General features: G+C 73.2%; 35 protein-coding genes. 20 read left to right on the top strand and 15 right to left on the bottom strand.

Going from position 1 to position 25,430, the window contains the following annotated elements; all coding sequences use genetic code 11:
• Positions 1–18 precede the first annotated feature (18 nt).
• Positions 19–231 (bottom strand): hypothetical protein, encoded by a 213-nt coding sequence (locus PVK74_RS00990; protein ID WP_210871059.1) that lies wholly within the window; start codon positions 229–231, stop codon positions 19–21.
• Between the two features lie 178 nt (positions 232–409).
• On the opposite strand from PVK74_RS00990, the gene PVK74_RS00985 reads away from it, so the two are divergent.
• The gene (locus PVK74_RS00985; protein WP_210871482.1) at positions 410–1,114 is read left to right on the top strand and encodes a hypothetical protein; all 705 of its coding nucleotides are present in this window, start codon (positions 410–412) and stop codon (positions 1,112–1,114) included.
• 9 nt (positions 1,115–1,123) lie between these two features.
• On the opposite strand, the gene PVK74_RS00980 is transcribed toward PVK74_RS00985, so the two are convergent.
• The gene (locus PVK74_RS00980) at positions 1,124–1,312 is read right to left on the bottom strand and encodes a hypothetical protein (RefSeq protein ID WP_043325157.1); all 189 of its coding nucleotides are present in this window, start codon (positions 1,310–1,312) and stop codon (positions 1,124–1,126) included.
• A 67-nt stretch (positions 1,313–1,379) separates the two neighbouring features.
• Between PVK74_RS00980 and PVK74_RS00975 the strand changes: the two genes are divergently transcribed.
• Positions 1,380–1,661 (top strand): hypothetical protein, encoded by a 282-nt coding sequence (locus tag PVK74_RS00975; RefSeq protein ID WP_064447440.1) that lies wholly within the window; start codon positions 1,380–1,382, stop codon positions 1,659–1,661.
• 9 nt (positions 1,662–1,670) lie between these two features.
• On the opposite strand, the gene PVK74_RS00970 is transcribed toward PVK74_RS00975, so the two are convergent.
• Entirely contained in the window at positions 1,671–2,210 is a 540-nt protein-coding gene (locus PVK74_RS00970) for a hypothetical protein (protein WP_274477940.1), read from the bottom strand.
• A gap of 54 nt (positions 2,211–2,264) precedes the next feature.
• Positions 2,265–3,209 carry an FAD-dependent oxidoreductase gene (locus PVK74_RS00965; protein WP_274477939.1) on the bottom strand — a complete coding sequence of 315 codons (945 nt, stop codon included), beginning with the start codon at positions 3,207–3,209 and terminating at the stop codon, positions 2,265–2,267.
• 147 nt (positions 3,210–3,356) lie between these two features.
• On the opposite strand from PVK74_RS00965, the gene PVK74_RS00960 reads away from it, so the two are divergent.
• Genes PVK74_RS00960 through PVK74_RS00935 form a run of 6 tightly spaced genes read left to right on the top strand, consistent with a single transcriptional unit; the run spans position 3,357 to position 6,186 of the window.
• Positions 3,357–3,770, top strand: coding sequence for a YbaB/EbfC family nucleoid-associated protein (locus PVK74_RS00960; RefSeq protein WP_043325160.1), 414 nt, complete (start codon positions 3,357–3,359; stop codon positions 3,768–3,770).
• Positions 3,767–4,093 (top strand): hypothetical protein, encoded by a 327-nt coding sequence (locus tag PVK74_RS00955; RefSeq protein ID WP_274477938.1) that lies wholly within the window; start codon positions 3,767–3,769, stop codon positions 4,091–4,093. Before PVK74_RS00960 ends, PVK74_RS00955 begins: the two co-directional genes overlap by 4 nt.
• Before the next feature lie 3 nt (positions 4,094–4,096).
• Positions 4,097–4,591, top strand: coding sequence for a WXG100-like domain-containing protein (locus PVK74_RS00950; RefSeq protein ID WP_043325162.1), 495 nt, complete (start codon positions 4,097–4,099; stop codon positions 4,589–4,591).
• Positions 4,584–5,111 carry an endonuclease gene (locus PVK74_RS00945; RefSeq protein ID WP_210871478.1) on the top strand — a complete coding sequence of 176 codons (528 nt, stop codon included), beginning with the start codon at positions 4,584–4,586 and terminating at the stop codon, positions 5,109–5,111. Before PVK74_RS00950 ends, PVK74_RS00945 begins: the two co-directional genes overlap by 8 nt.
• The gene (locus PVK74_RS00940; protein WP_166457531.1) at positions 5,108–5,653 is read left to right on the top strand and encodes an SUKH-4 family immunity protein; all 546 of its coding nucleotides are present in this window, start codon (positions 5,108–5,110) and stop codon (positions 5,651–5,653) included. Before PVK74_RS00945 ends, PVK74_RS00940 begins: the two co-directional genes overlap by 4 nt.
• Entirely contained in the window at positions 5,650–6,186 is a 537-nt protein-coding gene (locus PVK74_RS00935; RefSeq protein WP_274477937.1) for an SUKH-4 family immunity protein, read from the top strand. Before PVK74_RS00940 ends, PVK74_RS00935 begins: the two co-directional genes overlap by 4 nt.
• A gap of 30 nt (positions 6,187–6,216) precedes the next feature.
• On the opposite strand, the gene PVK74_RS00930 is transcribed toward PVK74_RS00935, so the two are convergent.
• Positions 6,217–6,831, bottom strand: a complete 615-nt coding sequence (locus PVK74_RS00930) for a dihydrofolate reductase family protein (RefSeq protein ID WP_069089984.1) — start codon at positions 6,829–6,831, stop codon at positions 6,217–6,219.
• A gap of 158 nt (positions 6,832–6,989) precedes the next feature.
• On the opposite strand from PVK74_RS00930, the gene PVK74_RS00925 reads away from it, so the two are divergent.
• Positions 6,990–7,352, top strand: coding sequence for a hypothetical protein (locus PVK74_RS00925; protein WP_043325166.1), 363 nt, complete (start codon positions 6,990–6,992; stop codon positions 7,350–7,352).
• Positions 7,353–7,400: 48 nt separating this feature from the next.
• Here the strand turns inward: PVK74_RS00925 and PVK74_RS00920 are convergent, their stop codons facing one another.
• Positions 7,401–8,138 (bottom strand): VOC family protein, encoded by a 738-nt coding sequence (locus PVK74_RS00920; protein ID WP_274477936.1) that lies wholly within the window; start codon positions 8,136–8,138, stop codon positions 7,401–7,403.
• Positions 8,139–8,282: 144 nt separating this feature from the next.
• On the opposite strand from PVK74_RS00920, the gene PVK74_RS00915 reads away from it, so the two are divergent.
• Positions 8,283–8,708 carry an iron chaperone gene (locus PVK74_RS00915; protein WP_043325168.1) on the top strand — a complete coding sequence of 142 codons (426 nt, stop codon included), beginning with the start codon at positions 8,283–8,285 and terminating at the stop codon, positions 8,706–8,708.
• An 8-nt stretch (positions 8,709–8,716) separates the two neighbouring features.
• On the opposite strand, the gene PVK74_RS00910 is transcribed toward PVK74_RS00915, so the two are convergent.
• Both PVK74_RS00910 and PVK74_RS00905 read right to left on the bottom strand, forming a co-directional pair.
• Positions 8,717–9,670, bottom strand: coding sequence for an FAD-dependent oxidoreductase (locus PVK74_RS00910; protein WP_069089986.1), 954 nt, complete (start codon positions 9,668–9,670; stop codon positions 8,717–8,719).
• A 92-nt stretch (positions 9,671–9,762) separates the two neighbouring features.
• Positions 9,763–10,500, bottom strand: coding sequence for a hypothetical protein (locus PVK74_RS00905; protein ID WP_274477935.1), 738 nt, complete (start codon positions 10,498–10,500; stop codon positions 9,763–9,765).
• A 159-nt stretch (positions 10,501–10,659) separates the two neighbouring features.
• Here PVK74_RS00905 and PVK74_RS00900 point away from each other — a divergent pair, with 159 nt between their 5' ends.
• The 5 genes from PVK74_RS00900 to PVK74_RS00880 all read left to right on the top strand — a co-directional run bounded on the left by PVK74_RS00900 (position 10,660) and on the right by PVK74_RS00880 (position 13,141).
• Complete coding sequence (locus tag PVK74_RS00900; protein WP_208635315.1) at positions 10,660–11,121, top strand: MarR family winged helix-turn-helix transcriptional regulator; 462 nt, start codon at positions 10,660–10,662, stop codon at positions 11,119–11,121.
• Positions 11,118–11,933 carry an NAD-dependent epimerase/dehydratase family protein gene (locus PVK74_RS00895; RefSeq protein ID WP_210872542.1) on the top strand — a complete coding sequence of 272 codons (816 nt, stop codon included), beginning with the start codon at positions 11,118–11,120 and terminating at the stop codon, positions 11,931–11,933. Before PVK74_RS00900 ends, PVK74_RS00895 begins: the two co-directional genes overlap by 4 nt.
• 62 nt (positions 11,934–11,995) lie before the next feature.
• Positions 11,996–12,328 carry an ArsR/SmtB family transcription factor gene (locus PVK74_RS00890; RefSeq protein ID WP_064447430.1) on the top strand — a complete coding sequence of 111 codons (333 nt, stop codon included), beginning with the start codon at positions 11,996–11,998 and terminating at the stop codon, positions 12,326–12,328.
• Positions 12,325–12,801: an SRPBCC family protein gene (locus PVK74_RS00885; protein WP_064447429.1), complete on the top strand. Its 477-nt coding sequence runs from the start codon at positions 12,325–12,327 to the stop codon at positions 12,799–12,801. The genes PVK74_RS00890 and PVK74_RS00885 overlap by 4 nt, the downstream gene beginning before the upstream one ends.
• Positions 12,779–13,141: a nuclear transport factor 2 family protein gene (locus PVK74_RS00880; RefSeq protein WP_043325175.1), complete on the top strand. Its 363-nt coding sequence runs from the start codon at positions 12,779–12,781 to the stop codon at positions 13,139–13,141. Before PVK74_RS00885 ends, PVK74_RS00880 begins: the two co-directional genes overlap by 23 nt.
• Here the strand turns inward: PVK74_RS00880 and ftrA are convergent.
• Positions 13,114–14,106 (bottom strand): transcriptional regulator FtrA, encoded by a 993-nt coding sequence (ftrA, locus tag PVK74_RS00875; protein WP_274477934.1) that lies wholly within the window; start codon positions 14,104–14,106, stop codon positions 13,114–13,116. The genes PVK74_RS00880 and ftrA overlap by 28 nt on opposite strands.
• Before the next feature lie 62 nt (positions 14,107–14,168).
• Between ftrA and PVK74_RS00870 the strand changes: the two genes are divergently transcribed.
• Both PVK74_RS00870 and PVK74_RS00865 read left to right on the top strand, forming a co-directional pair.
• Positions 14,169–14,633 (top strand): rhodanese-like domain-containing protein, encoded by a 465-nt coding sequence (locus tag PVK74_RS00870; RefSeq protein ID WP_043325177.1) that lies wholly within the window; start codon positions 14,169–14,171, stop codon positions 14,631–14,633.
• A 55-nt stretch (positions 14,634–14,688) separates the two neighbouring features.
• Positions 14,689–15,267 (top strand): dihydrofolate reductase family protein, encoded by a 579-nt coding sequence (locus PVK74_RS00865; RefSeq protein WP_104115279.1) that lies wholly within the window; start codon positions 14,689–14,691, stop codon positions 15,265–15,267.
• Here the strand turns inward: PVK74_RS00865 and PVK74_RS00860 are convergent.
• From PVK74_RS00860 to PVK74_RS00850, 3 genes are all read right to left on the bottom strand, one after another.
• Positions 15,249–15,959, bottom strand: a complete 711-nt coding sequence (locus tag PVK74_RS00860; RefSeq protein WP_043325179.1) for a helix-turn-helix domain-containing protein — start codon at positions 15,957–15,959, stop codon at positions 15,249–15,251. The two genes, PVK74_RS00865 and PVK74_RS00860, sit on opposite strands and share 19 nt — an antisense overlap.
• Before the next feature lie 72 nt (positions 15,960–16,031).
• Positions 16,032–16,544, bottom strand: a complete 513-nt coding sequence (locus PVK74_RS00855; protein WP_274477933.1) for a hypothetical protein — start codon at positions 16,542–16,544, stop codon at positions 16,032–16,034.
• A 27-nt stretch (positions 16,545–16,571) separates the two neighbouring features.
• Complete coding sequence (locus tag PVK74_RS00850; protein ID WP_274477932.1) at positions 16,572–17,465, bottom strand: sulfotransferase domain-containing protein; 894 nt, start codon at positions 17,463–17,465, stop codon at positions 16,572–16,574.
• Positions 17,466–17,957: 492 nt separating this feature from the next.
• Here PVK74_RS00850 and PVK74_RS00845 point away from each other — a divergent pair, with 492 nt between their 5' ends.
• On the top strand, positions 17,958–18,383 hold the full coding sequence (locus PVK74_RS00845; RefSeq protein ID WP_166457565.1) for a VOC family protein: 426 nt from the start codon (positions 17,958–17,960) through the stop codon (positions 18,381–18,383).
• A 3-nt stretch (positions 18,384–18,386) separates the two neighbouring features.
• Here PVK74_RS00845 and PVK74_RS00840 read toward each other — a convergent pair whose 3' ends face one another.
• Together PVK74_RS00840 and PVK74_RS00835 are read right to left on the bottom strand one after the other, a co-directional pair.
• Positions 18,387–19,361 carry a BtrH N-terminal domain-containing protein gene (locus PVK74_RS00840; RefSeq protein ID WP_274477931.1) on the bottom strand — a complete coding sequence of 325 codons (975 nt, stop codon included), beginning with the start codon at positions 19,359–19,361 and terminating at the stop codon, positions 18,387–18,389.
• A gap of 11 nt (positions 19,362–19,372) precedes the next feature.
• On the bottom strand, positions 19,373–20,500 hold the full coding sequence (locus PVK74_RS00835) for a DUF3800 domain-containing protein (RefSeq protein WP_274477930.1): 1,128 nt from the start codon (positions 20,498–20,500) through the stop codon (positions 19,373–19,375).
• Positions 20,501–20,593: 93 nt separating this feature from the next.
• Here PVK74_RS00835 and PVK74_RS00830 point away from each other — a divergent pair, with 93 nt between their 5' ends.
• Positions 20,594–21,535, top strand: a complete 942-nt coding sequence (locus PVK74_RS00830) for an ATP-binding cassette domain-containing protein (protein ID WP_274477929.1) — start codon at positions 20,594–20,596, stop codon at positions 21,533–21,535.
• On the top strand, positions 21,532–22,278 hold the full coding sequence (locus tag PVK74_RS00825; protein ID WP_274477928.1) for an ABC transporter permease: 747 nt from the start codon (positions 21,532–21,534) through the stop codon (positions 22,276–22,278). The genes PVK74_RS00830 and PVK74_RS00825 overlap by 4 nt, the downstream gene beginning before the upstream one ends.
• On the opposite strand, the gene PVK74_RS00820 is transcribed toward PVK74_RS00825, so the two are convergent.
• Positions 22,262–25,387 carry an ATP-binding protein gene (locus tag PVK74_RS00820; protein ID WP_274477927.1) on the bottom strand — a complete coding sequence of 1,042 codons (3,126 nt, stop codon included), beginning with the start codon at positions 25,385–25,387 and terminating at the stop codon, positions 22,262–22,264. The two genes, PVK74_RS00825 and PVK74_RS00820, sit on opposite strands and share 17 nt — an antisense overlap.
• Positions 25,388–25,430: the final 43 nt, after the last annotated feature.

Raw genomic sequence — 25,430 nt, 5'->3', positions numbered from 1 at the left:
CCCCGGTAATCCCCCAGGTCAGCGCGGGCGCGCGGCGGCGCGGCGGCGCCGCAGGTACGGCAGCGCGAACAGGTAGAGGCCGCTGATCAGGAGCAGGGCGAGCGGGAGCAGCGGCACGTAGGAGACCCACACGATCGGGTCCTTCTGCGCCAGCGCCACGAAGGTGATCACGACGGTCACGGTGAAGGCGATGGAGAGCCAGCGGTGCAGTTGGCGGATGCGCGTATCCATTGATGCCTACCTCCCGGCGGTGGCCTCCCCGGCGGGGAGGCCCGTGCCGGAAACGCTAGGTCGGGGCGCCCGCCCAGGGCTTCTCGATTCCTGACCGGTCCGCGCCGCCGTGCGCACGGGACCTTTGCCCGGCCGCCCTACCCTGCCGACAAGAGCAGCCGAGCCACGGGGGGCAGGCATGCAGATCATCGAACACAGCGTCATCGGCACCCGCTCGGCCGTGCTCCGGCTACGCCGGCCCGGCAGCCGGTTGGAGTTCCTGGTGTTCCCGATGCTCCACGTGGCGAGCCCGGGGTTCTACGCAGCGGTCACGAAGCGGCTCCGGGAATGCGACCTGCTCGTCGTCGAGGGCGTCAGCGGCCGGTCGGTGGTCGGCTCGGCGTTGACACTCACCTACCGGGCCATGCCGGCCAACCGGCGCTCCGGCCTGGTGACGGACCCCATTCCGTACGCGTCCCTCGGTGTCGAGGTGCTCAACCCGGACGTGTCGGCGGCGGAGTTCGCCGAGGGCTGGCGGGCGATGCCGCTGCGGTACCGCCTCCAGATGTGGCTGGTGATCCCGTTCGTGACGGTGATGCAGTTCTTCGGCGGCACCCGGCGTCTGCTCTCACCGGAGATCGAGGTGAACGACCTGCCGTCGGCCGCCGACGAGCGGTACGCCGACCACGAGTTCACCGAGCACGCCGAGCGCGCGTTCGGCGGCGAACGCGACGAGCGGCTGCTCGCCGCGTTGTCCGAGCTGATCCGTACCCGGTCCTCCGAGCGCATCGACGTGGCGGTCGTGTACGGCGCCGGGCACGTGCCGGCGATCGTGCGCGGGCTCTTCGAGCTGCACGGATACCGTCCCCGCGCAGCCGAATGGCTCACCGTTCTGGAGCGGTGAGCCGGACGCTCAATCGGCGGCCAGCTCCGGCCGGTGTTCCTTGATCCACTCCTGGACGTCCGACTTCAACCAGACCTTGCCCTGCACGAGGTCGGCCACCGGCTCCGGGAAGTTGCGGTTACTGGTGATCACGTAGACCCGCTGCTTGCTGATGCCGCCCAGCATCACGCGAATCTCGGCTGCGCCCACCAGCTCCATACGCCGGACGCTAGACAGTTGACCTGGCTCCTTGACTCAGGTCAACGCCTCGGTCACCGTATGGGGTATGCCGACATCCTCGCCGCCGGGCCGCCCGCCCAGAACGATCCGGCCGCACGTGGCGATCCGGCCGCTGTGGCTCTGCCGGGTCTGCGCCGGCCCGTGGCCGTGCCAGCCAGCGCGCCTGTTGTTGCTGCTGGAATACCGGCGGGACCGGGTGGCGCTGTCGATCTACATGGCGACATGCCTGTTCGACGCCGCCGCCGACCTGCTGAGACTCAACCCCGATCCGGGCCCACGTCCCGACGAACTGTTCCAGCGGTTCGTCGCGTGGACGAGGCACACCTGAGCGGACAGGTCACTCTCGTCCCGCCGGGCCCGCTGACCAGTCGTCCACCCGCATCCGCGACGGCGACCTCGCTGTCTCAGAGCGCCGCACGAACCCGGCGACGGCGAGCGCGCTCATCGTGGTGGCCACGGCAGCGGCGAGCACCAGGAGGGTGGTCTCCACCTGCACCGTGCGCATGTACTCGCCGCCGTTCGCGCTGGCCGACGCGTAGCGCACGGCCGCGAGCGGGTTGAGCAGCACCGCGGCGATGCCGGCGGTCCAGGCCACCCTCGGTAGCCGCTCGTCGCCGGGACTGACGGTCCGCCGGGCGGCCCAGCAGCCGAGGGCCGCGAACGTGACGAGCAGCGTGACCGGCAGCAGCCAGAGCACGGCGGGCAGCAGGTCGCGGAGGGGCACCACGGCGTCGAGCAGCTCCACCGGGAAACTGGCGCCGTCGTGGGTCACCACGCCGATCCGGTGGCGGTAGGCCGCGAGCGCGACCAGCGTGCAGCCGATGTGGACGGCGATCAGGGCGACGAGGGCGGACAGTGCGGCGCGGCGGGCGGACACCGGGCCGAGGCTACCGCCCGCGCGCTCCGGCGGGGGGCCGCCCGCACCGCGCGGTCAGACACTCAGGGCGAGATCGGCGACCTCGGCCGCGCAGCCCCAGGACAGCGTCACCCCGGCGCCGCCGTGGCCGTACGCGTGCACCAGCCGCCCGTCCGCCGGGTCGATCTCGACCCGGGGGCCGCCGTGCCGGGCCGGCCGCAGCCCGATCCGCTCCCCCAGCACCGGCGCGTCCGCGAGTTGCGGCACCAGCGCCACGCACCGGCGGCGGATCGCCGCCGCCTCCTCCGGGTCGGGACGGGTGTGCCACACCCCCGCCTCGTAGGTGCCGCCGAGCACCACGTCGTGGCGGCGCGGATGCACGTACGTGATGCCGGCCGGGTCGCCCTCGTCGCGAACCGAGACGGTCAGGCCGGGGTTCGCCACCAGCACGACGTGCCCGCGCGCCGGGTACACGGCCGGGTCGGCGGCGAGCCGCCCGGCGGCCAGGCCGGTCGCGTTCACCACGACCGGCGCGACCTCGTACGCCTCGGCGAGCGTGCCCAGCGCACGGCGGACGACCCGGCCGCCGCCCGACTCCAGGCGCTCCCGCAGCCAGGTGAGGTACGGGGTCATCTCCACCGACGGGGCGGTGAACCGCAGCAGCGCGGTGTACGGCGGCTCCGCCGGCTCGGCCGTCAGGTCGCCGCAGGCGTCGGCCCACCAGGGCGGCCCGGCGAAGGGGTGGCGCAACCACATCCGGGTGGGCCGGTCGACCACCCCCGGCACGCCGTCGGCCGCCTGGCGGCGCAGTTCGGCGTGGGTGTCCCGGGCCCAGCGCAGCACCCGTGGGTCCTCGTCGGTGTGGCTCGGGTACCAGACGGCGGCGGCCACGGTGGACACCGTGTCGGCCGGGTCGTGGGCGGTCAGCACGGTGACCCGGGCACCCAGCCCCTGGAGCGTGAGCGCTGTCGTCAGCCCGACGACGCCGCCGCCGACCACCACCACGTCCGCCTCGGTCATGTTCCGCTCCCGTCGCCCGTACCCGTGTGTTCCTGCCGATGGTGGCCGCCCGGACGCCCGGTGTCCAAGACGGATCGGGCGGCGCACGGGACAAATCGCTCTGTCCGTCTCGGTTACGCTCGTGGCGTTTGGCCTTGGGGAGGTCTCATGAGTGCGGATCCTTCGATGAGCGGCGACTTCACCCGCATGCTCGACGCGACGATGGCGGCACTTCGGACGGTGGGTCCGCCGCCGGCGGACGAGCCGGAGACACCGGCGGTCGGCGAGGCCGCCGACGGGCAGGTCCGCGCCGAGATGGGACGCGACGGCAAGCTCCACGCGCTGCACGTCGAGCCGCGGCTGATGCGGCTCGGCTCCGAGGAGCTGACCGCGCACATCGTCAGCGCGGTGAACGCGGCGATCGACGGGCTGCGTACCGGCGAGAATCCGCAGGTCGCGGACATGTCGCAGTTGCGGGAGCAGTTGCAGGAGGTACGGGACACCGCCGTTCCCCGGCTCGGGTCGTTCCTCGACGCGCTGACCGAGGCGCAGGAGCGGATGGCACGCGGCGGGCAGCGATGAGCGGCGGTTTCGAGGTGCACCCGCCGCTGATCCGGGCCGCCGGGCGGGGCGTCACCGACGCGGCCAAGCGGTTCACCGGCGAGCTGGAGGCGTTCGAGGCACGGATGCAGGGCTACGGCGAGCCGTGGGGCGCCGACGACATCGGGTCGCTCATCGGCATCGCCTACACCGAGGTGGCAAACTACATCTTCGACTGCGTCGGCATGGCCGCCGACGAGTTCACCGCAGCCGGCGCCGACATCGCCGGGATGGCCGACTCGTACGAGCGGGTCGACGAGGACGGCGCGGGCGCCATGCGTTCGCTGGCCGGCGGGCTGGGCTGAGCCGTGGGACTGCAACTACCGGGTGAGCTGGTCACCGCGCTCGGCTGGATCGGCTACACCTGGCCGGCCGCCGACGAGGAGAAGCTCTTCGAGATGGGCCAGGCGTGGCTGGAGTTCGGCGGCCGGATCGGGGCGGCGGCCGGCGCGGCGGACGCGGCTGCCGCGCAGGTGTGGACGCAGAACGTCGGTCCGGCGATCGCGGCGTTCCAGAAGTGGTGGGGCGGCGAGCAGAACGGGCCGGTCGTGCTGCACGACAGCATGCCCGCGGCGATGCTGCTCGGCGCCGGGCTGATCATCTGCGCGGCGATCGTCCTGGCGCTGAAGATCGCGGTGATCGTGCAGCTCGCCATCCTCGCGTTCGAGGTCGCCCAGGCGATCGCCACCGCCGTGGTCACGTTCGGCGCCTCGCTGGCCGAGATCCCGATCTTCCAGATCATCACCCGGGAGATCGTCGGCGCGCTCATCGACCAGGTCATCGGGAGACTGCTCGATGCCTAGCCCGAGGCGCGGCCGGGGCGCCGCCGCGAAACCGGCGGCCGGCAAGATCGTCCGCAAGGCGGTCGAGAAGCTGGAGAAGCCGATCGTCCGGGTCACCGGGCCCAACCGGAGCCTGCCGACGAAGGTCGTCCGGGTGCAGCGCCGGGACTTCCACGCCACCGCCCAGTTCCGGCGCAAGATGGCCGCGCTGAAGAAGCTCAGCGACGACGGCAAGCTCTACAAGGCCACCAACCCGGTGGCCCGCGACAAGAACCTCACCGACGGGTACAAGGACCGGATCCGCCAGAAGATCTGGGACAAGTACTGGCCGCACGACAAGGACCTCGCCAACCGGCTCAGTCAACGGCTCAGCGACTACCACCCCGACCACGTGTGGGAACTGCAGCTCGGCGGGCCGGACACCGTCAACAACCTCAAGCTGCTGCATGGTAGAACCAACACGGACATCGGCTCCCAGATCTGGGGGCAGATCCAGAATCTGCCGGACGGAACCCCGATCCGAATAGAGGTAGTGGATTGACTTCCGATCTCGCGCAGCTTCTCGCCGAACTCCGCGCCGACCTGGCCGCGGACGAGCCGGCCAGTCTCGCGTACGGGCAGATCGGCGACCCGGCCGACGAGGGCGACGTGCCGGCGGAGCTGCCGGACGGCGTCCGCGAGTTCCTGCTCGTGGCCGACGGGCTGCGGGCCGGCGCGTTCGAGCTGGCCTCGACCGGCCGGCTGCCCGGTGTCCAGTACTTCCTCGACTACGCGCCCGACTTCTCCCCCATCGGCCAGGACAAGGGCGGCTGGCTGGTCGTCGGCACACGCAGCGACGAGCCGATCTTCCTGGAGCGCGCCACCGGCGCGGTCTGGTACTTCCCGCCGACCGGCACCGAGTGGTTCATGGGCGACAGTTTCGAGGAACTGGCGCCCGACCTCGACTCGTTCGTGCACTACTACGTGCTCGGCCCCGGCTACGCCGAGCTGGTCACCGACGACGACGGGTGGTACGCGTTCCTCGACCGGCAGGGCCTGCTCGACGAGGCCGAAGCCGAGGACGAGGACGAGGCGCAGCCGTGACGGTGACCCGTGAGCAGCTCACCGCGCTGTGGGGTGAGCGGGGTGTCGTCTACTTCCCCGACCAGCGTTTCGACGCGATCCTCGGGCCGCTCGGGCCGGAGGTGTTCCCGCCCGACGGCGCGCTTCCGGTCGAGGTGCCGATCCTGTTCACAGTGGACGTCTCGGTCCCCGACGTCGAGCTGTTCTCCACGCTGTCGATCGAGCTGGGCGACCAGGGCCCCCGCCCGTACGTCGTGCTGGGCGCCTCGCCGGAGGACCCGGCGCTGCTGTTCTGCCTGGACGCGGGCACCGGCGCGGTGATCCTGCTGGACCTGGAGACGCCGAACCTGGAGACGGTGAACAGCACGTTCGCCGCGTTCGTGGAGTTCCTCTACCGGCTCGGCCAGCTCATCGCCACCGACCCCGGCGGGCGGGAGCGGGCCGCGCGGGCGGCGGCGATCCGCGACGACCTGCGTCCGGTCGACCCGGTCGCGTTCGCCGAGCCGGAGTCGTGGTGGAACATGGCCTTCGACGAGCTAAAGTCGACCGCCTGAGGTCAACCGGCCGCCGCCGCCCCGTGATCGTCAGCTGCCGGCCGGCACCTGGTCCTTGATGTCGTCGTACCCGGCCGCGCCCGGCGCCGGCGCCGGGGTGTAGATCACCCGGATCACGCCGGTCGGGTACGCCTCCGTCGCGGCCACCCGCAGGTGGTACGGCGCGTCGCCCTCGTCGAACAGCCGGCGGCCCTTGCGGGCGGCGACCGGGTGCACCAGCAGCCGCAGCTCGTCCACCAGGCCCGCGGCGAGCAGTTGCTGCACCACCGAGATCGAGCCGGGAATGAGGATGCCCTTGATGCCGGCGTCGGCCTTGAGCGCGCGCACGGCGTCGGTCAGGTCACCCTGGATCAGCTCCGAGTTGCGCCAGGAGAACTCCAGCGGCTGGCGGGACACGACGACCTTGCGCATGTCGCCGAGCTGCTTGGCGAACGGCGCGTCCTCACCGCCGGCGGCCTCCCGGTCCGGCCAGGCGCCGGCGAAGCTGTCGTACGTCTCCCGGCCGATCAGCAGCACGTCGGAGGTGTCGTAGTCCTCGGTGACGGCGCGGCCCATGTTGTCGTCGAAGTACGGGAAATGCCAGTCGGGGTCGATCTCGGCGACACCGTCGGCCGAGATGAACAGCGTGGAGATGACTTTGGCCATCGCGGTGCTCCCTACCTGTCTGTCTGGGATGTCGAAGGGTGGACCGCCGAGGCTTCGCGAACTCATCGCACCCGCTGTCGATTCTGCTGCCGAAACCCGATGGCCGGTCGCGGCGCGCCGCCGGTACGGTGCCATGACCGTGGCAGAAGGGGTGCGTGGTGACGGAGACGACGACGCTGTGGCGCCCGACCGGCCCACGGGAGCTCGACCTCGTCCGCGCCTCCGGCTGGCGGGCCTGGCCGCCGCGGCTGCCGGACCAGCCGATCTTCTACCCGGTGCTCAACGAGCAGTACGCCGTCATGATCGCCCGGGACTGGAACGTGCCGGCGTCCGGCGCCGGCTACGTGACGCGCTTCCACGTCGAGCGCGCGTTCGCCGCCCGCTACCCGGTCCGGCAGGTGGGTGGCCGGGACATCCTGGAGCTGTGGGTGCCGGCCGAGGAGCTCGACGAGTTCAACCGGCACATCGTCGGGCCGATCGAGGTGGTCCACGAGTTCCGGGCGGAGAACCGGCCGGCCTGACCGACGCCGGGCGGGCGGTCGTACCCGCCCGGCGCCGCGGTCCGCGGGTCAGCCCGGGGTGAGGACGCAGAACTCGTTGCCCTCCGGGTCGACCAGCACCCGCCACGGGATGTCGGCCCCGCCCAGGTCCGCGTCGGTGGCGCCGAGCGTCCGCAGGCGGGCGACCTCGGCGTCCAGGTCGTCGCCCGCGTAGGGGCGGACGTCGAGGTGGACGCGGTTCCACCCGGTCTTCGCGTCGGCGCTGCGGGCGAACCGCACGTACGGGCCGACGCCCTGAGCGGAGCGCAACACCGCCTGCCGGTCGGTCACCTCGTGCACGGTCCAGTCGGTGGCCCGGCCCCAGAAGTCCGCCATGGCGCGCGGGTCGGCGCAGTCGACCACCACCTCGGCGATCGGCCCGGTGTCCGCGCGCCGCGGGTCCGGCTCCCGTACGCAGAACTCGTTGCCCTCCGGGTCCGCCAGGACCGTCCACGGCACGTCGCCCTGGCCCACGTCTGCGGGGGTGGCGCCGAGCGCGGTCAGGCGCGCGACCAGCTCCGTGTGGTGCGCGGGCGAGGTGGTCGCGAGGTCGACGTGGACGCGGTTCTTCGCCGTCTTGGGCTCGGTGGAGACGACGAGGTCGACGTAGAGGGCGCGGGGGTCCGGGTAGGTGAGGCCCGCGGGTTCGAGGTTGGTCACGCCGGGCCCCTCGCTGGACATCTCCCAGCCGAGCACCTCCGCCCAGAAGCCGCCGAGCGCCACCTCGTCGTGTGCCTTCATGTTGATCTGTACGAGCCGGGTTGCCATGGCCGCGATGGTAGGTGCCGCGCCGGGTCGCCGTGGTCCCGGCAGGTGGTCAGGAATCGAGAAGCGGGCGCCCACCGCCGGGCCATAGCGTTGCTGCCAGGCGGTCGGCACCACGCGGACCGCGAGTCACGAGGGGGGATCGAGATGTCCGACGGGTTCACTGCCGAGGAACGCGCCGCGATGAAGGAGCGCGCGGCCGAGCTGCGCGCCGAGGGCAGGAAGGGCGCCAAGAAGGCCGACGACCTGCAGGCGGTGCTCGACCGGATCGCGCAGATGGCGCCGGAGGACCGCGAGCTGGCCGAGCGCGTGCACATGACGATCATGTCCGCCGCGCCGGAGCTGGCGCCGAAGACCTGGTACGGCATGCCCGCGTACGCCAACGCCGCCGGCAAGATCGTCGTGTTCTTCCAGGACGCGGGGAAGTTCAAGTACCGCTACTCGACGGTGGGCTTCCAGGAGGCGGCGAACCTCGACGACGGCGACATGTGGCCGGCGTCGTTCGCGCTGGTGCGGTGGAGCCCGGAGGTGGAGAAGAAGCTCGCCGAGCTGGTGCGTACCGCCGTGTCCTGACCGTGCCGTCAGGCGGACGGCGCGGCGCCGAGGGCGAGCGCGGCGGCGTCACGGGCGCAGCCCCAGGACAGCATCACGCCGTTGCCCGCGTGGCCGTAGTTGTGCACGACGAGCGCGTCGCCGCGCCGCTGCGCCGCCACGCGCGGCGCCGCCCGGCCGGGACGCAGCCCGACTGTGTGTTCGAGGACCTCGGCGGCGGCCAGGGCGGGTTCGATCGCGACGCACCGGGCGAGGACGTCGGCCTCCTCGGCCGGATCGGGGGTGGTGTCGTCGCTGCGTCGCTGGCCGCCGCCGAGCACCACGTGGTCGCCGTGCGGGAAGATCGACGCCCAGGCCGGCGCCATCGGCGCCTCCATGAAGAACCGTTCCAGGCCGGGGTTGCGCACCACGATCCGGGGGCCGCGCACCGGGTACAGGCCGGTGTCGCCGGTCAGGGCCCGCGCCGCCAACCCGGCGCAGTTGACCACCACCGGGGCCAGCGTCGCCGCCTCGTCCAGCGAGCCGACCGGCTCCTGGCGCACCTCGCCGCCGCCGTCGCGGAGTCGCTCCAGGAGGTACGCGAGGTAGACCGGCATGTCGACCAGCGGCAGGCGGACGGTGAACGCGGTGCCGAAGCCGGCCGGCCGCTCGTCGTCGCCGAGCTGCCGGAAGCCCGGCGTCTGCTCGGCGTACGGGGGCGTCGCCCCGGCCGGCCGGGCGGCGAGCGTGCCGTCGCGCCACACCACGCCCGGCATGGGCTCGGCGCCGAGCACCCGCAGCGTCTCGTCGGTCCAGGCGCGTTGCGGGTCGCCGGGTGGCGACAGGTTCGGGCCGACGAGCGCCGACGCCAGCGCCGAGGTGGTGCGGGCGGGCGGCGCCGCCGTGCGGACGAGCACCCGGGCGCCGCTCTCGGCCAGCCGGATGCCGGTGCTGAGCCCGCTCACGCCGGCTCCGAGGACGACGACGTCCGGATGTGCGGTCATGGCGGGCCCCCATCGCGTCGCGGCTGCGGTCGCCCGCCCATTCTGCCCGGCGATCCCGCTCCCGTTTGCCCCGTCCGGCCGCCGTCAGTCGCTCAGCGCTGCCAGGAGTCGAGGCCGCGGACCGCGGCGGCGGCGATGTCGTCGGACAGGCCGGGGTCGTTGCTGGTGCCCTCCCAGCCCTGGTCGTGCACGACGGTGACCGCGTCGGCGACCCGGATCACGATGATCTGGCTGGTGGCCTGCCCTTCGGCCGGGCTGCCGTCGAGGCCGGTAGCCGGTCGCGTCACCGTCACCAGCAGGGCTTCGTCGCCGGTCCGGGCCATCGGCTCGGACCGGACGGTGACGGTGCCGCCCGACTCCTGGAACGACCGGCAGGACTCCATCGCCCCGCGGACCCGGCGCAGGTAGTCGGCGGCGCCGGTGCCCTCGAACGCGAAGACGGTCTGGTGCAGCGTGCCGAAGGGGACGTTCTCCGGCGGGTCCGTCGGCTTCTTGTAGGCGCTCGTCATGGCGGCGCTCGCGGTGACCGACCGTCCGCCGCTGCGGAACTCCTGGTCGCACAACTCGGGCAGCGCGTCGGTGACCTCCATCGGCTGCGCCTCGGTCTTGCGTAGCTCCGGCGGCAGGTCGGCGAAGGCGGACGTCGGGATCGTCACGCGCCCGCCGGACGACTGCGACGTCTCCGGCGTCGCGGGGGCGGTGGCCGAGGTCGCGCTCGGGTCCGCGGCGCCGCCGTCGTCCCCACCGCCGTCGGCGCACGCGCCGGCCAGCAGCGCGGTGACGAGCAGGGGTACGCCAAGCATCCGCCTGCGGCGACTCGGTGTCCTCATGTCGACCTCCGTCCCGTGCCCGTCCCGACGACGTTCCCGATGCCACGCCGCCCGAAACGGCGCGTCAGTCCCCTGCTCCCCCAACTGCCGGGCGCCCCGTGGCGTTCCGGCGCGCAGCCACCTCTTGACATGTCGTTAGGCACCTGACAATGTTGTCAGGTGCCTAACGACATGAACGCCTACGAGCTGGCCGCTCCGGGCGTCTGGGCGAAGAAGTACTTCCTCGCCAGCCGGGCCCTGATGGAGTCCGTGCTGCGCCCCTACGATCTCGGGAACACCCAGTGGTACGTGTTGTACCGGCTGAGTGAGGGCCGGCCGGTCGGCCAGCGCACCCTCACCCGCGAACTGGAGGTCGAACGGGCGACCCTCAGCGCGGTGATCGCGGCGCTCGTCCGCAAAGGGCTGATCGAACAGGTGCCCGACCCGGACGACCAGCGTCAGAAGCAGCTGCACATCACGCCGGCCGGCGTGAACCTGTGGAACTCGCTCCCCGATCCGATGGCGTTGATCGCGGAGGTCGCCTTCGGCGGGGTCGACCCCGCGGACATCGAGACCATGAATCGCGTCCTCAGCGGCGCGACCAGACGACTGATCGACTACCGGAAGGAGCACGGGTCATGACCGTTCTCGTGACCGGCGGAACGGGCCTGGTCGGCCCCCGCCTGCTCGGGCGACTCACCGCGGCGGGTATCGAGTGCCGCGCCCTCGTCCGTCCCGGAAAAGCAGTGCCCGACGGCGTACGGCGCGTCGAGGGTGACGTCCTCAGCCCCGAATCCCTGCCGGCAGCCGTGGAAGCCGTCACCGCGGTCATCCACCTGGCCGCCGTCTTCCGCACCCCCGACGACGAGCAGATCTGGGCCGTCAACCGTGACGGCACCCGCAACCTGATCGCCGCCGTCGAGAAGCACGCGCCGCAGGCCCGGTTCCTGCTGGCCAGCACCTCCCACGTCTACGGCGCCGACAGCACGCACCCCGGGCGTGAGGACGACCCCGTCGCGCCGACGCTGGCCTACCCCGCCAGCAAGATCGAAGCCGAGCAGCTGCTTCGCGCCAGCGGGCTCACCTGGGGCATCCTGCGCCTTCCCTTCATCTACGGCGACCGGGACGGGCACCTCGAATCGTTGCCCGAACTCGCGGCCGGCATGGGGTGGCACCCGGCACAGAGGCTGAGCGTCTGCCACCACGCCGACATCGCCACGGCGTTCGCACTGGCCCTCACGGGCGCGTTCGACAACCGCACCGTCAACATCGCCGACGAGTCGCCCCTGAGCATCTACGAGATGTCCCAGCTCGTCGGCTACTCCTACGGCTCCTCCGCCGAACCGCTCCGTCAGCCGTGGCGGGGGCAGATGGACGTCAGCCTCGCCCGCAGCCTCGGCTTCACACCGACGATCAGCACCATCTACGAGGCCGTCCGCAGCGGCGCGCTCTGACCCGGCGCCAGCATAAACAAAGGGTTGTTTGCGCAAACGTGTATTTGCGCTAGCGTGAGGGCATGCGCTCCGATCCGGACCTCGATCTCGCCTTCGCCGCGCTCGGCGACCCGGTCCGCCGCGCCCTGGTGACCCGCCTCGCGCGCGGGGAGGCCACCGTGGGCGAGCTGGGTGAGCCGTTCGACCTGACGCCGCAGGCGATCTCCCACCACGTCGGCGTGCTGCGCCGGTGCGGCCTGGTCGAGCAGCGGCGGGAGGGCACCCGGCGACCCTGCCGGCTGCGCGTCGACCAGCTCACCCGGCTCGGCTCGTGGATCGACGAGCAACGCCGCGCCTGGGACGACCGTCTCGACGCGCTGGAGACGCACCTCTCCGACCCGGAGGCGACCCGGTGACGACGCGCGTCGAACGGCACGGCGACGAGCTGATCGCCCGGCGGCACCTGCCCGCCGTGCCGGACCGGGTCTGGGCGGCCTTCACCTCGCCGGCGAGCATCGCCGCGTTCTGGGGCGGGTCGCACGCCGACGTGCCGCCGGGCTCGGTGACCGTCGACCTGCGGCCGGGCGGGGAGTTCGCCCTCGACACACGCGCGCCGGACGGCCGGACCGGGCGGCTCCGGTTCGTCTACGTCAGCGTGGACCCGCCACGGGAGCTGGTCTTCGACGAGCCGGTTACCGGCCTGCGTACGACCGTCACGCTCCGGCCCGCGCGCGACGGCACCGACCTGACGGTGCACCAGCGCAAGCTTCCGCCCGAGTTGCGTACCGACCAGGCCGCGGACGGGCTCGCCTCGATCCTCGACGCGCTCGCCGCCCACCTCCGACATCACGACGATGGAGACGACAGTGCCCCGAGCAACCCAGCGTGACCTGGTCGCGGAATACTTCGCCGGCTTCCGGGCGAGCGACCACGAGCGCATCCTCGCCACCCTCACCGACGACGTGGAGTGGGTCATCCACGGCCACCGCACCACCCGCGGCCGGGCCGAGTTCGACGGCGAGATCGAGAACCCTGCGTTCACCGGCAGTCCACGGCTCGACGTCGAGCGCGTGATCGAGGACGGGCCGGTCGTCGTGGTCACCGGCGAGGGCCGGGGCGCCACCGTCGCGCACGGGCCGTTCCGCTTCGCCTTCAACGACCTGTTCACGTTCCGGGACGGGCTCATCGCCCGCGTCGACTCCTACGTCGTACCGCTGCCCGGGGCGTGAGCGCCGCCTGACGCCCCGGTGAAGGCCCGCCGGTACGCCGACGGCGAGGTCCGCATCGCGGCGGCGAAGTGGTGCCGGAACGTCACCGCCGTCTCGAACCCCACAGTGGCGGCGACCTCCTCGATCGGCGCGCTCGTCGTCTCCAGCAGCGGCAGGCTGGCCTGGACGCGCCGGTCGATCAGCCAGCGGATCGGCGTGGTGCCGGTGGCCCGCGCGAAGTGCCGCAGGTACGTGCGGGGCGACATGTGCGCCTGCCGGGCCAGCCGGGCCACGGTGATCTCGGCGGTCAGGTTCGCCAGCGCCCACGACATGCTCGCGGCGAGCCGGTCGTCGCCGGGGTCGGCCGGGACCGGCGCCTCGACGAACTGCGCCTGGCCGCCGTCGCGGTGCGGCGGTACGACCAGCCGGCGGGCGACCGCGTTGGCGATCGTCGGCCCGTGGTCGCGGCGTACCAGGTGGACGCAGAGGTCGAGACCGGCAGCGCTGCCGGCGCCGGTGAGGACGTCCCCGTCGTCGACGTACAGCACGTCCGGGTCGACGCGGACCGCCGGGTGCCGCCGGGCGAGCAGGTCGGCGTACCGCCAGTGGGTGGTGGCCCGGCGGCCGTCGAGCAGGCCCGCGCCGGCCAGGGCGAACGCGCCCGAGCAGATCGACACGATCCGGGCGCCGCGCCGGTGCGCGGCACGCAACGCGGCGGTCAGCCGGGGCGACGGGTCGGCGTGCACGTCGGCGACGCCGGGCACGATCAGCGTGCCGGCGCCGGCGAACACGTCGAGGCCGTGGTCGGTGTGCAGCGTGGCGCCGCCGACCAGCCGCACCGCGCCGGGTGCCTCCGCGCAGACGGTCAGCTCGTACCAGGGCACGTCGAACTCCGGGCGGGGCAGGCCGAAGACCTCGGTGACGATCCCGGTCTCGAACACCGACATGCCCTCGTACGCCAGCACCGCCACAGTGGCACGGTTCATGGCGGGATGTTAGCGAAGGGCGGCGCTCACGCCACTGGGGCGGCCGGACGGCGGTCGGCACGATGGGTGCCATGTCGAACGTCCTGCGCATTCCCGCCGCCCGCCCCGCCGACGCCGTCGCCCACTACGCGGCCCGGCTCTCCTTCCAGGCCGACGTCAGCGACGTGCACGCCGATCTGGAAGCGGGCGTGACCGGCCTGGTCGTGGTCGACTCGCGCAGCCTCGCGGCGTGGCGGCAGGGGCACATCCCCGGCGCCGTCCACCTGCCCACCGCGCAGATCGCCGACCGGGCCGCCGAGCTGATCCCGGCGGACGCCACAGTGGTCACCTACTGCTGGGGACCGGGCTGCGACGGCGCCACCCGTGCGGCGCTGGAGTTCGCCCGGCTCGGCCGGCCGGTCAAGGAGATGATCGGCGGATACGAGTACTGGGTGCGGGAGGGCTTCCCGGTACGCACCGACGCGGGGCTCGTCCGCCGGCCCGCCGACGACCTCACCGCGCCGGCCGGGGCGTCGTGCGGCTGCTGAGGGCGTGTCGGTTCCGTACAAGACACCGGGTGGCGGGCGTTCCTAGCATTGCCGCATGCGTGATCTTGTCTACACCGGATTCATGTCGCTCGACGGCGTGGTGGACTCCCCCGGCGGCGGCCCGGGCGAGGACCACCGCAGCGGCGGCTGGGTCGTCAAGGACGTCGAGTTCCTGCCCGAGGCGTTCTCCCTCAAGGGCGAGGAACTGGCGCAGACCACGGCGCTGATGTTCGGCCGGCGCAGCTACGAGGCGTTCGCGCCGACCTGGCGCGACTCCGAGGACCACGCCGCCTACCGGGACCTGCCGAAGTACGTGGTGTCGTCCAGCCTGCCCGACGACGCGCTGGTCGACGGCTGGGGACCGACGACGATCCTGCGCTCCACCGCCGACGTGGCCGCGCTCAAGCGGGGCGACGGCGGCGACATCTTCATCCACGGCAGCGCGGAACTCGCCCGCCGTCTCGCCGAGGCGGACCTGATCGAGCGGTACCACCTGCTCGTCTTCCCGGTGCTGCTCGGCGCCGGCAAGGGCCTGTTCACCCGGGCGGACCGGGACCGGCAGACGCTGCGGCTGCGCGACAGCGCCGCCTACCCCAACGGCGTCGTCAAGCTGATCTACGACGTGACCCGCTGAGCCGGGTCCAGCGCGATCGCGCCACCGGCGCCCGCGCGCAGCTCACCGGCCGTCCGTCCGACGTACCGGCGCAGCGCGCGGGCCAGGTGCGGCTCGTCCACGTACCCGAAGGTGGTGACCGCGTCGGCGGGCGGGCCGCCCGCGGCCAGCAGCACGGCGGCCCGGCGCGCTCGGTCGATCTGCCGCACCGCGCCCCGGGTCAGCCCGGTCGCCGCCCGGAAGCGGCGTTCGAGGGTACGCGGTGACGCCGGTGGACGGCCGCCGCGCAGGGTCTCGGTGACGAGCGGGTCGCGGACCACCACGCCGGCCCGGACCAGCCGCTCGACCAGGGCCTCGGCGTCGTCCGGGCCGGGTGTCTCCCACCAACCGCCGTCGAGGCGGAACGTCCGGCGGCTCACGTCGGGCAGCTCGGCGCCGCTGTCCACAAGCTCAGGCGTGGGTACGAGCCGCAGCGAGGTGCCGACCGCGAACTCGATACCGACGAAGCTCGCGCCCTCGGGCACCGGCGCGGCGCCGGTGGCGGTCTCGGGGCCGGAGACGGCCGCGTAGGAGCGCCCGTCGCGCTGCCAGAACACGAGCCCCCAGCACGGCGTCGCCACCGAGGTCATCTCGTCGACCCGGTCGCTGACGCAGGTCCACACGGTGTCGATCCAGGCCGAGTCGGACGCGCGCGTGGTGAACCGCAGCTCCACGGCAGGAGCATACGGCGACCACGGGGTACGAGCAGTCGGGCGCCCGGGGAACGGCCGTTTTGGCTCTCCGACTCAGTCGCGCAAACCCATCGCCCGGCGGATCGGCTCGGCCATCGTCGGATCTGCCAACCTCATGACGCTGATGAAGCCGTTCCAGGTGGTCGCGCCGACGATCACACGCTCGTCCAGCGCCATCATGACGAAGCCGGGTCGCCCCGAAGGGCCTCCCAGGACACCCCAGTCCACGCCCTTGCCGATGACGTCCCATGCGTCGCGCAGCCGCACCCGGGCCCAGTGCGGCCTCGCTGACGGCTCTCCGTCGACCGGCCCGACCGAGACGAGAAAGCACCCCTCTTCGTCGAACAACCGGCCCGTGTACGCGAAGTCCCACCACGCCGCGTTGGCGCCCTCGATCAGGCGGGAGTCGTCGAACATGAACTCGACCTCCTCCCTGCCGTCCTCGGTGGAGCAGGCGGAAAGCATCCAGGCCGCGAAGGCCGGGAGCCCGGCGGAGTCCCAGTGGAAGTCGATTACCTCCACCCCGGCGGTATCCAGGGAGGCAATGATCATCCCCCGGTTCGGCATGCTTCTCACCCAGCCCTGTCGCCCGCACTACCGGGCGGCGGACTCCTGCCCGTTCCGCTCGTCGTCCCGGGCGGGGTAGCCGAGGATCTCCGCGAGGTCACCGGCCGCCTTCGTGTACGCGGCGTAGATGTCGTCGTCGAAGTGGTTACGCCAGTCGCCGGACGCGCCCTTGCGGTAGTGGGAGATCCGCCCGGGCGTCTCCTTCGACTTCTTCATCTTGGTGAAGCTGTAGCGGGCCAGCAGGGCCTCCAGCTCGGCCGGCGGCAGCGTGATCCCACAGTGCCGCAGAAGCTGGTCGACCTCTTCGGTCTGCCGCTCGCCGGTCAGGTCCTCGTAGCGGAACAGCCGGAACGTCTCGTCGCTCGGCGCGACCGCCCAGGACCGCATCTGCCCGAACTGCTTCTTGTCGCGCAGCCGGTCGATGACGTAGAGCATTCCCTCCTTCTTCGGCAGTTCCTGGAGGGCCTTGCGCGCCTGCGGGATGTCGCCCATCGGGGCGTGCGAGTTGCGCAGCGAGAAGTAGCTGGACACGACCACGTCGCGCGGGTCGCGGATCACGAAGAACGCGCGGTAGCTGCCGGCCTTGGGCACCGCCTCGAACCGCTTGTGGGAGAGGAAGATCGCCAGGCCGACGCGGCCGGCCGGCACCGGCGCGGTCGCGCCGCCGGAGTAGAAGCGCGGGTCGTAGGGCAGCAGCCCGCAGTGGCGGTAGACGGCCGGATCGCTGAACAGCGCCTTGATCCACTGGCTGCCGGTCTTGCGGACGGTGCAGTGGAAGATGTTGGCGAACTCGCTGCGGGCCGCCACCGGAACGGTGAGTCGCATACGGGCGTTGCGCGCTTCCATCTGCGCCCGCCGGGCCTTGACGCGCAGAGAATTCGGCGAATTGTGCTTGGCGAATTCAACGGCCCGATTAATCATTTCCCAACCTCATCCGGACCCCGCGGAGCAGGGGCAGCACGAACACCTTTCCGCACGTCACGCAGGTGAAATCCGCAGACCTCGCCTGCTCCGCCCCGCGCCCCGACGCGCCGCTAGGAATATCCCCGACGGTCCGATTAATGTCAATCCCGGCCACCTGGGAGAACGCTGAAAATCTACAATTTCTCTAGGAATTGCGGAATAAGGGCGAGGGTCAGGTCGCGGCGCGCAACACGTCCGCCATCGTCTGCTCATCGCGACGGCGGCCCGACCCGGCGGTCCTCGCCGGGCGCGGCGACCTGGCCGGGCGGGCTGTTCGCGGTGACGCTCGTGGCGCACGGGTCGGAGTTCGGCTGGAGGACGCCGTGGCGGGACCTGCTGATCGGGTTGCGCCGCCATCCGGACGCGGACGTGCGGGAGGCGGCGTACACGCTCGACATGAGCTGACCAGGCCGGACGTCGCCCTATGCTCGGGGCGTGACGCTTCAGCGGATGGACCACGTCAGCGTCGTGGTGGACGACCTGCCGGCCGCGATCGCCTTCTTCACCGAACTCGGCATGGAGGTGGAGGGCGAGATGCCGGTCGAGGGGGCCTGGGTGGACCGGGTCAACGGCATCGACGGCGTGCGTGTCGACATCGCGATGATGCGCACCCCGGACGGCCACGGCAAGCTCGAACTGACGCGGTTCCGGGCGCCGGCACTCGTCGCCGCCGAACCGCCGGCCGCGCCGCCGAACACGCTCGGCCTGCGGTCAGTCATGTTCGCCGTCGACGACGTCGACGACACGGTGGCCCGGCTGCGGGCCCACGGCGGTGAGCTGATCGGTGAGGTGGCGGACTACGGGGACGTCTACCGGCTGTGCTACCTGCGCGGCCCGGCGGGCGTCATCGTGGCGCTGGCCGAGCAGCTGAGCTGACGCCTACCGCGCGTCGACCGCGGCCAGCACTGTCATCGCCTCGCGTTCGCGTACGGCCAGTTCGGCCAGGACCGCCGACGCGCGGGCCAGGTGGCCGGCGTCGCCGGTCCGCCCGGCGGTGGCGATGTGGTCGGCGACGGCGGTCCACAGCGGCGCGATGTCGGCGTACATCAGCTGCGCCCGGCGTAGCTGGGCGTCGCCGGTGACGGTGGCGGCCTCGGCGAGGAAGTCCCGGTACATGGCGCGGAACAGCGCGCCGCCGGTGCCGCCGCGTTCCATCAGCGTCGCGGCGAGCGGCAGGTCGCGGGCCGGGTCGGCGGCGCGGTCCAGCCAGCGGGTCACCCGGGCGGCGGCGGTGGCGATCCCCCGGTGGCCGAGGTTGGCGATCGGCGGGTCGAGGAACGCTGCGGCGTTGGCGCGTACCGCCGCGCGGATCGCCGTGCCCAGGTCCGGCGGGCCGTCGGGCGCGGTGAGCGTGTACGACAGGTGGCGCGCGGTCATCGGCCCCCGCGCGGCACGGGCCCGGGCCAGGCTGTCCAGCGTGGTGGTCACCGCGCCGCCCTGCTGGGCGGTGTCGATCAGGTGGGCGTGGGTGTCGTCGTAGCCGTAGATGGCGACGGTGTGCCCACCGAAGTGGACCCGGGTGGTGAAGTAGTCCAGGTGGTACGAGCCCAGTTGCAGGCCGACCGGCTGCCCGGCGTCCAGCGCGTCGGTGACGTCGCGCCACGCCTTCGCCGCCGACGTCGTCTCCCGTACCCGAAGGTCCAGGCCGAGGCGGTGGGCGGCGGCGCGGGTCACGCACAGCGGCTTGGTGCGCCCGCCGAGGAACGGCACGTCCATGCTCTTGGCGTCCCAGTAGACGAAGCCGAGCCCCTCGCCGAGGCCGAACAGCATGGGCTCGGAGAGGTCCAGGCCCGCGTGCCGGGTCAGCACGCCGAGCGTGGTGGTCTCGCAGTGCAGTCCGGGGCGAGGCGTCACGCCACTCAGGATCACGTAGCCTCCTGTTCCGCCGGCTCGGCTGCGGCGTTCGGGGCGGGTGGGGACAGCAGCGGGCGCAGCGGCCCGTCGCCGGGCATCCGGCGAGCCACGCCGGCGAGCAGGTCGGCGGCCTGGACGCGCGGGTCGTCGCGCGAGTCGGTCATCACCAGCCCGGCCAGCGGCGACGGGCCGGCCGGGTCGCTGGCGGCCAGCGCCGCCTGGAGGCGGCGGAGCCGGCCCTCGGTGAGCGCGCTCTGCTCGTCGTGGACCACCAGCACCCGCCGCCGGCCGGCGCTCCAGTGCAGGACGGTCTCGGCCAGCGCCGGCAGCAGCGGCTCCAGCGGCGGCGGGATCGTCCGGTCGCCCGCGTACAACCGGGCCTGCACCGCTGCCACCCGGGCCGGGTCGAGCGCGTCGAGGACCGCGCCGGCCCGCGTGTCGTCGACGTGGCGCCGCAGCACGTCGCGCGCGGCGAAGAACCGCTCGACGCTCCGGTCGTCCGCGCGGTCCCGCCGCTTGGTGCGCAGCATCTCGACCACTGCGGCGAGGAAGGCCGCCCAGTCGGGCCCGGCCGCCCGCCCGGCCCGGTGCAGCGCCGCCGCGGCCGGACGCCGGTCACCGGCGAGGCGAGTGCCCGCCGCGTACGAGGGCTCGGCCAGCAGCAGGTCGACGACCCTGGTGGCGAGGAAGAACTCCTTGTCGACGAGGTGCACGTGGGCCCGGCCGCGTAGCGCCGCCAGGAACCACTGCACCGCCTCGGCGGCTTCGCGGCGGCGCAGGAACTGCCGGGACTTGACCTCGTCGGGCGAGAACCGGAACCCGGACCGCAGCGTACGGATCAGCTCGGCGGCCTCGTCGCGGCCCAGGTCGACACTGGCGTGGACGATCACCGGGGTGGCCGGGTCGAGCAGGTTGGTGCCGGAGAAGCCGGACTCGTCGCAGGCGATCTCCCGCACCGCGCCGGTCAGCGCCTCGCCGGGTGGCAGCCCGCCCTGAAGCGGCAGCCTCGCACCCGTCGAACCGGCCATGCCGACATGCTCGCCGACCTGGCGCGCCGGGGCCAGCCGATTCGGCGACGCCGGGACGGGAGCAGCGCGGTCGGCGGCGTCGAGCGCCTCCCGGAACGTCTCCCGATCCACGGCGGGACCGTACGCCGCCCCACCGACAAGCTGTCAGCGGCCGTGTCAGCGCCGTGTCAGGGCGGTGGCGGTACGGCCGCCCATGGTGGTCGCATGACGAGTTCAGCGATAGCGGCCTCCGGGCTGCGCAAGGCGTACAAGGACAAGGTGGTGCTCGACGGCATCGACCTGGACGTCCCCGCCGGCACGATCTTCTCCCTCCTCGGCCCGAACGGGGCCGGCAAGACCACGACCGTGAACATCCTGACCACGCTGATCCGCGCCGACGCCGGATCGGTGCGGGTCGCCGGGCACGACGTGGTCACCGAGGCCAGGGCGGTACGCGCGGCGATCGGCGTGACCGGGCAGTTCGCGGCGGTGGACGAACTGCTCACCGGGCGGGAGAACCTGCAACTGATGGTCGACCTCGGGCCGCGCAACCGGGTGACCGGCAAGCGGGTCGTCGCCGAACTGCTGGAACGGTTCGACCTGGTCGAGGCCGCCGACAAGCTGGTGTCGACGTACTCCGGGGGCATGCGCCGCAAACTGGACCTCGCGATGACGCTGGTCGGCGAGCCGCGGATCATCTTCCTGGACGAGCCGACGACCGGGCTGGACCCGCGCAGCCGCCGGACCATGTGGTCGATCATCAGGGAGCTGGTCGCAGGCGGCGTGACAGTCTTCCTCACCACCCAGTACCTCGACGAGGCCGACCGCCTCGCCGACCGGATCGCGGTGCTCGACCAGGGCCGGCTGGTCGCCCAGGGCACGCCGGAGGAGCTGAAGCGCCGGATCCCCGGCACGCACGTGCGGTTGCGGTTCGGCACCGGCGCCGAACTGGACGCGGCGGCGCTGGTGCTGCCCGAGGCGGTACGCGACGAGGAGGCGCTGGCCCTGCGCGTGCCCACCGACGGCGGAACGGCGGCGCTGCGCGCCCTGCTCGACCGGCTCGACGCGCACGCGATCAGCGCCGACGACCTGTCCGTGCAGACCCCCGACCTCGACGACGTCTTCCTGGCCCTGACGGGCCGTACCCCGGAGGTGGCCGCCAAATGAGCCGCAACCACTCGGTTGTCATGCTGCGCCGCAACCTGACGCACCTGCGCCGCAACCCGACCTCGGTGTTCAACGCCGTGCTGATGCCGATCATCGTGATGCTGATGTTCGTGTACATGCTCGGCGACGCGTTCTCCGTCGGCGTCGACTACGTCGACTACGCGACGCCGGGCCTGATGCTGCTGGCGGTCTGCTACGGCCTCGGCGGCACCGCGACGTCGGTGAACTCCGACATGACCAAGGGCATCATCAACCGGTTCAAGGTCATGCACGTGTCCCGGGGCGCGGTGCTGACCGGCCACGTGGTGGCCACCGTGCTGACGAACGTCCTCGCGGTCGTGGCCCTGGTCGGGGTGGCGTTCCTGCTCGGCTTCCGCCCGGCCGCCGAGCCGCTGCACTGGCTCGGCGCGGCCGGCGTGGTGGTGCTGCTCAGCGTCGCGGTCAGCTGGTTCACCGTCGCGCTGGGCCTGTTCGCCAAGTCGCCGGAGTCGGCGGGCATGGCCTCCGTGCCGCTGGTCCTGCTGCCGTTCTTCAGCAGCGCGATCGTGCCCGCCGACAAGATGGGGCCGGGCCTGCGGCAGTTCGCCGAGTACCAGCCGTTCACGCCGATCATCGAGACGCTGCGCGGCCTGCTCGAGGGCGCGCCGTCGGCCGGCGACGTGATCCCCGCGCTCGCCTGGTGCGCCGGCATCGCTGTGGTCGGCTACCTGTGGGCGCGGTCCACGTTCACGAAGCGAGCGTGACCTCGACCAGTCGCTCCCAGCCGGTCTCCCGGCCCTGCGCGACCGCCTCGGCGAAACCCGCGTCGCCGAGGCGGTCGCGCGCCGCCGCCTCGATCCGGGGCACGTCGGGGTGGGTGCGGTCGGGCTGGCCGCGTACCGCGGTGGCGGCGCCGAGCAGCCGCGCCGCCTGGTCCGGCCGGTCCAGCCGCACCGCCAGGTCCGCTACACCGACGAGCACCTGCGCGGTCAGCGGCGCGTAGCCCCCCTCGCGCGCCGCGCGGCACGCCGCCGCCCGATGGGTACGCGACAGCTCGACGTCCTCGGCCAGGTAACCCAGCAGATCCTGGGTGCCCGCCCGGACACTGGCCAGGTCCGCCTCGTCGCCGAGCAGCGCCGACACGGACCGCAGCTGCGCGTACGCCTCGTCCGCGTCACCGTCGTGGCGGGCCAGGTACGCCCGGACCAGCGCCAGTTCGGCCAGCGCCCCCGGCCAGGCGACCCCGGCGGCGAGCCGGTACGCCTCGGCCAGCGCGTCGGCGCTCGCCGCCTCGTCGCCGCCCAGCCGGTACAGCCAGGACAGCCGTGCCCGCATCCGGATCACGTCCTCGACGGCGCCGACCTCGGTGACCGCCGTGACCGCCTGCTCGTAGTAGTCGCAGGCGGCGGCGACGTCACCGCGCACGGCGATCAGCTCGGCCAGCTCGCTGAGCGCGAACGAGATCCCGAAGCGTTCGCCCACCGCCCGGAACTCGGCGAGCGCCTGCCGCAGGCACGCCTCGGCCTGCGCCGCCTCCATGCCGAGGATGACCCGCAGCTTGCCCAGGTGCAGCCGGGCCAGCGCGCGTACCCACGGGTCGTCGTGGTCGAGCAGCGACTCCCAGGCGGGCAGCAGCGCGTCCGGTTCCCGCAGCATCCGCTCCATCGGCACGACCAGGGCCAGCTCCGGGTGGCCGCCGCGGCCCTCCCCGCTCAGCCGGTACGCCTTGTGGATCCACTCGGCCGCGTGCTGCGCGTCGCCCGGCCCGGAGCTGAGGAACAGCACCACCAGTCCGTACACCACGGCCCGGGTGTCGTCGGGCACCTCACCGGGCGCCTCGGTGGCCGCGGTGATCAGCTCCATGCCCTCGGTGCGGTGTCCGCCGAGCCACCAGTACCAGCCGGCGCCGGCGGCGAGCCGCATCGCCTCGGGTCCCTCACCTGCGGCGAGCGCGCCACGCATCGCGGCGGTGATGTTGTCGTGTTCGGCGCCCAGCCGGGCGAGCCAGGTGAGCTGGTCGGCGCGGCGCAGCCGCGGCTCGGCGGTCTCGGCCAGCGCGGTGAAGTACGCCAGGTGCGCGCGGCGCGCGGTGTCCGCCTCCCCCGCCTCGGCGAGCCGCTGCGCGGCGTACTCCTTGATCGTGCCGAGCATCCGGTAGCGCGGCGCGACGTCGCCGGCGGCGACCAGCAGCGACTTCTCGGTCAGCGCGGTGAGCAGGTCGAGCACGTCGCCCGGCGCGACGGCGCCACCGGCGCAGACCCGCTCGGCCGCGTCCAGGCCCGCCCCGCCGGAGAACACCGACAGCCGGCGCAGCACCGCGCGTTCGGCGTCGCTGAGCAGTTCCCAGCTCCAGTCGACCATTGCGCGCAGCGTCCGGTGCCGGGGCAGTGCGGTCCGGCTGCCGCCGGTGAGCAGCCGGAACCGGTCGTCGAGCCGGGTGGCGAGCTGGTCGACGGACATGGCGCGCAACCGTGCCGCGGCCAGCTCGATGGCCAGCGGCATGCCGTCGAGCGCGCGGCAGATCCGCGCCATGGTCACCGACGTATGGCCGTCGTACGCCAGGTCGCGGCGGACGGCGGCGGCCCGGTCCCGCAGCAGGCGCACGGCGGGCGACGACTCGACCTCGGCGGCAGTGGCGTCGCCGCGGGGCAGGCCCAGCGGCGCGACCGGCCACAACGCCTCCCCGGTGATGCCCAGCGGCTCCCGGCTGGTGGCCAGGATCCGCAGCCGCCGGCACTCGCCGAGCAGCCGGTACGCCAGCGCCGCCGCCGCCTCGACGACGTGTTCGCAGTTGTCCAGGATCAGCAGCATCTCCCGGTCCCGGATCGCCGCCACCAGCCGGTCGACCGGCTCCGCGCTGCCCGCGTCGCCGAGCAGCGCGTCCCGCAGGCCGAGCCCGGAGATCGTCGCCTGCACCACGTCCCCGTCGGCGCTGACGGCCGCGAACTCCACCAGCCACACGCCGTCCGGCAGGTCGCCGGTCAAACGGCGTCCGGTCTCGGTGGCCAGCCTGGTCTTCCCGGAGCCGCCCGGGCCGGTGAGCGTGGTGAGCCGGTGCTCGGCCACCAGCGCACCGACCGCGGCGAGGTCGGCGTCCCGGCCGACGAAGCTGGTCAGCTCGGCGCGCAGGTTGGTCCGGCGGGTGTCCTCCCGGCGTACCGTCTCGCCGCGCAGCAGCGCGACGTGCAGCGCCGACAGTTCCGGGGACGGGTCGGTGCCCAAGGCGTCGGCGAGCGCGTCGGCGGTGCGCCGGTAGACGAGCAGCGCCTCGGTGTCCCGGCCGGCCGCGACGAGCGCGCGCATCAGCGCCATGGCGAGCCGCTCGCGCACCGGATGGGCGGCCACCAGGTCGGTCAGCTCCGGGATCAGGTCGGGCCCGGTCTCCGCGTCGTACCGGTCCTCGGTTGCGGTCAGGCGCAGCCGTTCCAGCCGGGTGGCCGCCGCGTCGAGCGCCGGGCTGTCGGGCAGGCCGATGTCGCGCAGCGCGTCGCCGCGCCACAGCCCGAGCGCCTCGCGCAGCAGCCGTACCCGCTGCGGCCCGTCGCCGTCGCGGGCCCGCAGCAGCAGGCGTTCGAACCGTACGGCGTCGACGGCGTCGGGCTCGACGGCGAGCCGGTAGCCGTCGGGCAACCCGTCGACGACGCCCGCCGGCAGCGCCTTGCGCAGCCGGGAGACGAGGCGTTGCAGCGCGTTGGCGGCGTCGGCGGGCGGCTGCTCGCCCCAGATCCAGTCGACGAGCGTCGCCTTCGGAACCACCCGGCCGGGCTGGAGCGCGAGGGCGGCCAGCAGTCCGCGCAGCCGCGCGCCCGGCACGTCGGCCGGGACGCCGCCGTCGAGGGTGACCTGGAACGGCCCGAGCAACCCGATCTGCACCCGGCCGATCCTGCCACGCCCCGCGGTTCGATCCGGTCCGCCG

It is taken from the genome of Micromonospora chalcea, from assembly GCF_028768405.1.
In the GTDB taxonomy this organism is placed as follows: domain Bacteria; phylum Actinomycetota; class Actinomycetes; order Mycobacteriales; family Micromonosporaceae; genus Micromonospora; species Micromonospora chalcea.
This window is presented reverse-complemented; position numbering and strand designations above follow the sequence as displayed.

What these genes read in the sequence shown, in the direction of transcription:
- PVK74_RS00975 (WP_064447440.1), top strand. Translation starts at nt 1,380, where the DNA reads ATGCCGACATCCTCGCCGCCGGGCCGCCCGCCCAGAACGATCCGGCCG.
- PVK74_RS00895 (WP_210872542.1), top strand. Translation starts at nt 11,118, where the DNA reads ATGACCGTTCTCGTGACCGGCGGAACGGGCCTGGTCGGCCCCCGCCTG.
- ftrA (WP_274477934.1), bottom strand. Translation starts at nt 14,106, where the DNA reads ATGAACCGTGCCACTGTGGCGGTGCTGGCGTACGAGGGCATGTCGGTG.
- PVK74_RS00965 (WP_274477939.1), bottom strand. Translation starts at nt 3,209, where the DNA reads ATGACCGAGGCGGACGTGGTGGTGGTCGGCGGCGGCGTCGTCGGGCTG.
- PVK74_RS00915 (WP_043325168.1), top strand. Translation starts at nt 8,283, where the DNA reads ATGTCCGACGGGTTCACTGCCGAGGAACGCGCCGCGATGAAGGAGCGC.
- PVK74_RS00945 (WP_210871478.1), top strand. Translation starts at nt 4,584, where the DNA reads ATGCCTAGCCCGAGGCGCGGCCGGGGCGCCGCCGCGAAACCGGCGGCC.
- PVK74_RS00960 (WP_043325160.1), top strand. Translation starts at nt 3,357, where the DNA reads ATGAGTGCGGATCCTTCGATGAGCGGCGACTTCACCCGCATGCTCGAC.
- PVK74_RS00855 (WP_274477933.1), bottom strand. Translation starts at nt 16,544, where the DNA reads ATGCCGAACCGGGGGATGATCATTGCCTCCCTGGATACCGCCGGGGTG.
- PVK74_RS00930 (WP_069089984.1), bottom strand. Translation starts at nt 6,831, where the DNA reads ATGGCCAAAGTCATCTCCACGCTGTTCATCTCGGCCGACGGTGTCGCC.
- PVK74_RS00955 (WP_274477938.1), top strand. Translation starts at nt 3,767, where the DNA reads ATGAGCGGCGGTTTCGAGGTGCACCCGCCGCTGATCCGGGCCGCCGGG.
- PVK74_RS00910 (WP_069089986.1), bottom strand. Translation starts at nt 9,670, where the DNA reads ATGACCGCACATCCGGACGTCGTCGTCCTCGGAGCCGGCGTGAGCGGG.
- PVK74_RS00890 (WP_064447430.1), top strand. Translation starts at nt 11,996, where the DNA reads ATGCGCTCCGATCCGGACCTCGATCTCGCCTTCGCCGCGCTCGGCGAC.
- PVK74_RS00850 (WP_274477932.1), bottom strand. Translation starts at nt 17,465, where the DNA reads ATGATTAATCGGGCCGTTGAATTCGCCAAGCACAATTCGCCGAATTCT.
- PVK74_RS00830 (WP_274477929.1), top strand. Translation starts at nt 20,594, where the DNA reads ATGACGAGTTCAGCGATAGCGGCCTCCGGGCTGCGCAAGGCGTACAAG.
- PVK74_RS00990 (WP_210871059.1), bottom strand. Translation starts at nt 231, where the DNA reads ATGGATACGCGCATCCGCCAACTGCACCGCTGGCTCTCCATCGCCTTC.
- PVK74_RS00985 (WP_210871482.1), top strand. Translation starts at nt 410, where the DNA reads ATGCAGATCATCGAACACAGCGTCATCGGCACCCGCTCGGCCGTGCTC.
- PVK74_RS00865 (WP_104115279.1), top strand. Translation starts at nt 14,689, where the DNA reads ATGCGTGATCTTGTCTACACCGGATTCATGTCGCTCGACGGCGTGGTG.
- PVK74_RS00905 (WP_274477935.1), bottom strand. Translation starts at nt 10,500, where the DNA reads ATGAGGACACCGAGTCGCCGCAGGCGGATGCTTGGCGTACCCCTGCTC.
- PVK74_RS00825 (WP_274477928.1), top strand. Translation starts at nt 21,532, where the DNA reads ATGAGCCGCAACCACTCGGTTGTCATGCTGCGCCGCAACCTGACGCAC.
- PVK74_RS00870 (WP_043325177.1), top strand. Translation starts at nt 14,169, where the DNA reads ATGGGTGCCATGTCGAACGTCCTGCGCATTCCCGCCGCCCGCCCCGCC.
- PVK74_RS00845 (WP_166457565.1), top strand. Translation starts at nt 17,958, where the DNA reads ATGGACCACGTCAGCGTCGTGGTGGACGACCTGCCGGCCGCGATCGCC.
- PVK74_RS00980 (WP_043325157.1), bottom strand. Translation starts at nt 1,312, where the DNA reads ATGGAGCTGGTGGGCGCAGCCGAGATTCGCGTGATGCTGGGCGGCATC.
- PVK74_RS00920 (WP_274477936.1), bottom strand. Translation starts at nt 8,138, where the DNA reads ATGGCAACCCGGCTCGTACAGATCAACATGAAGGCACACGACGAGGTG.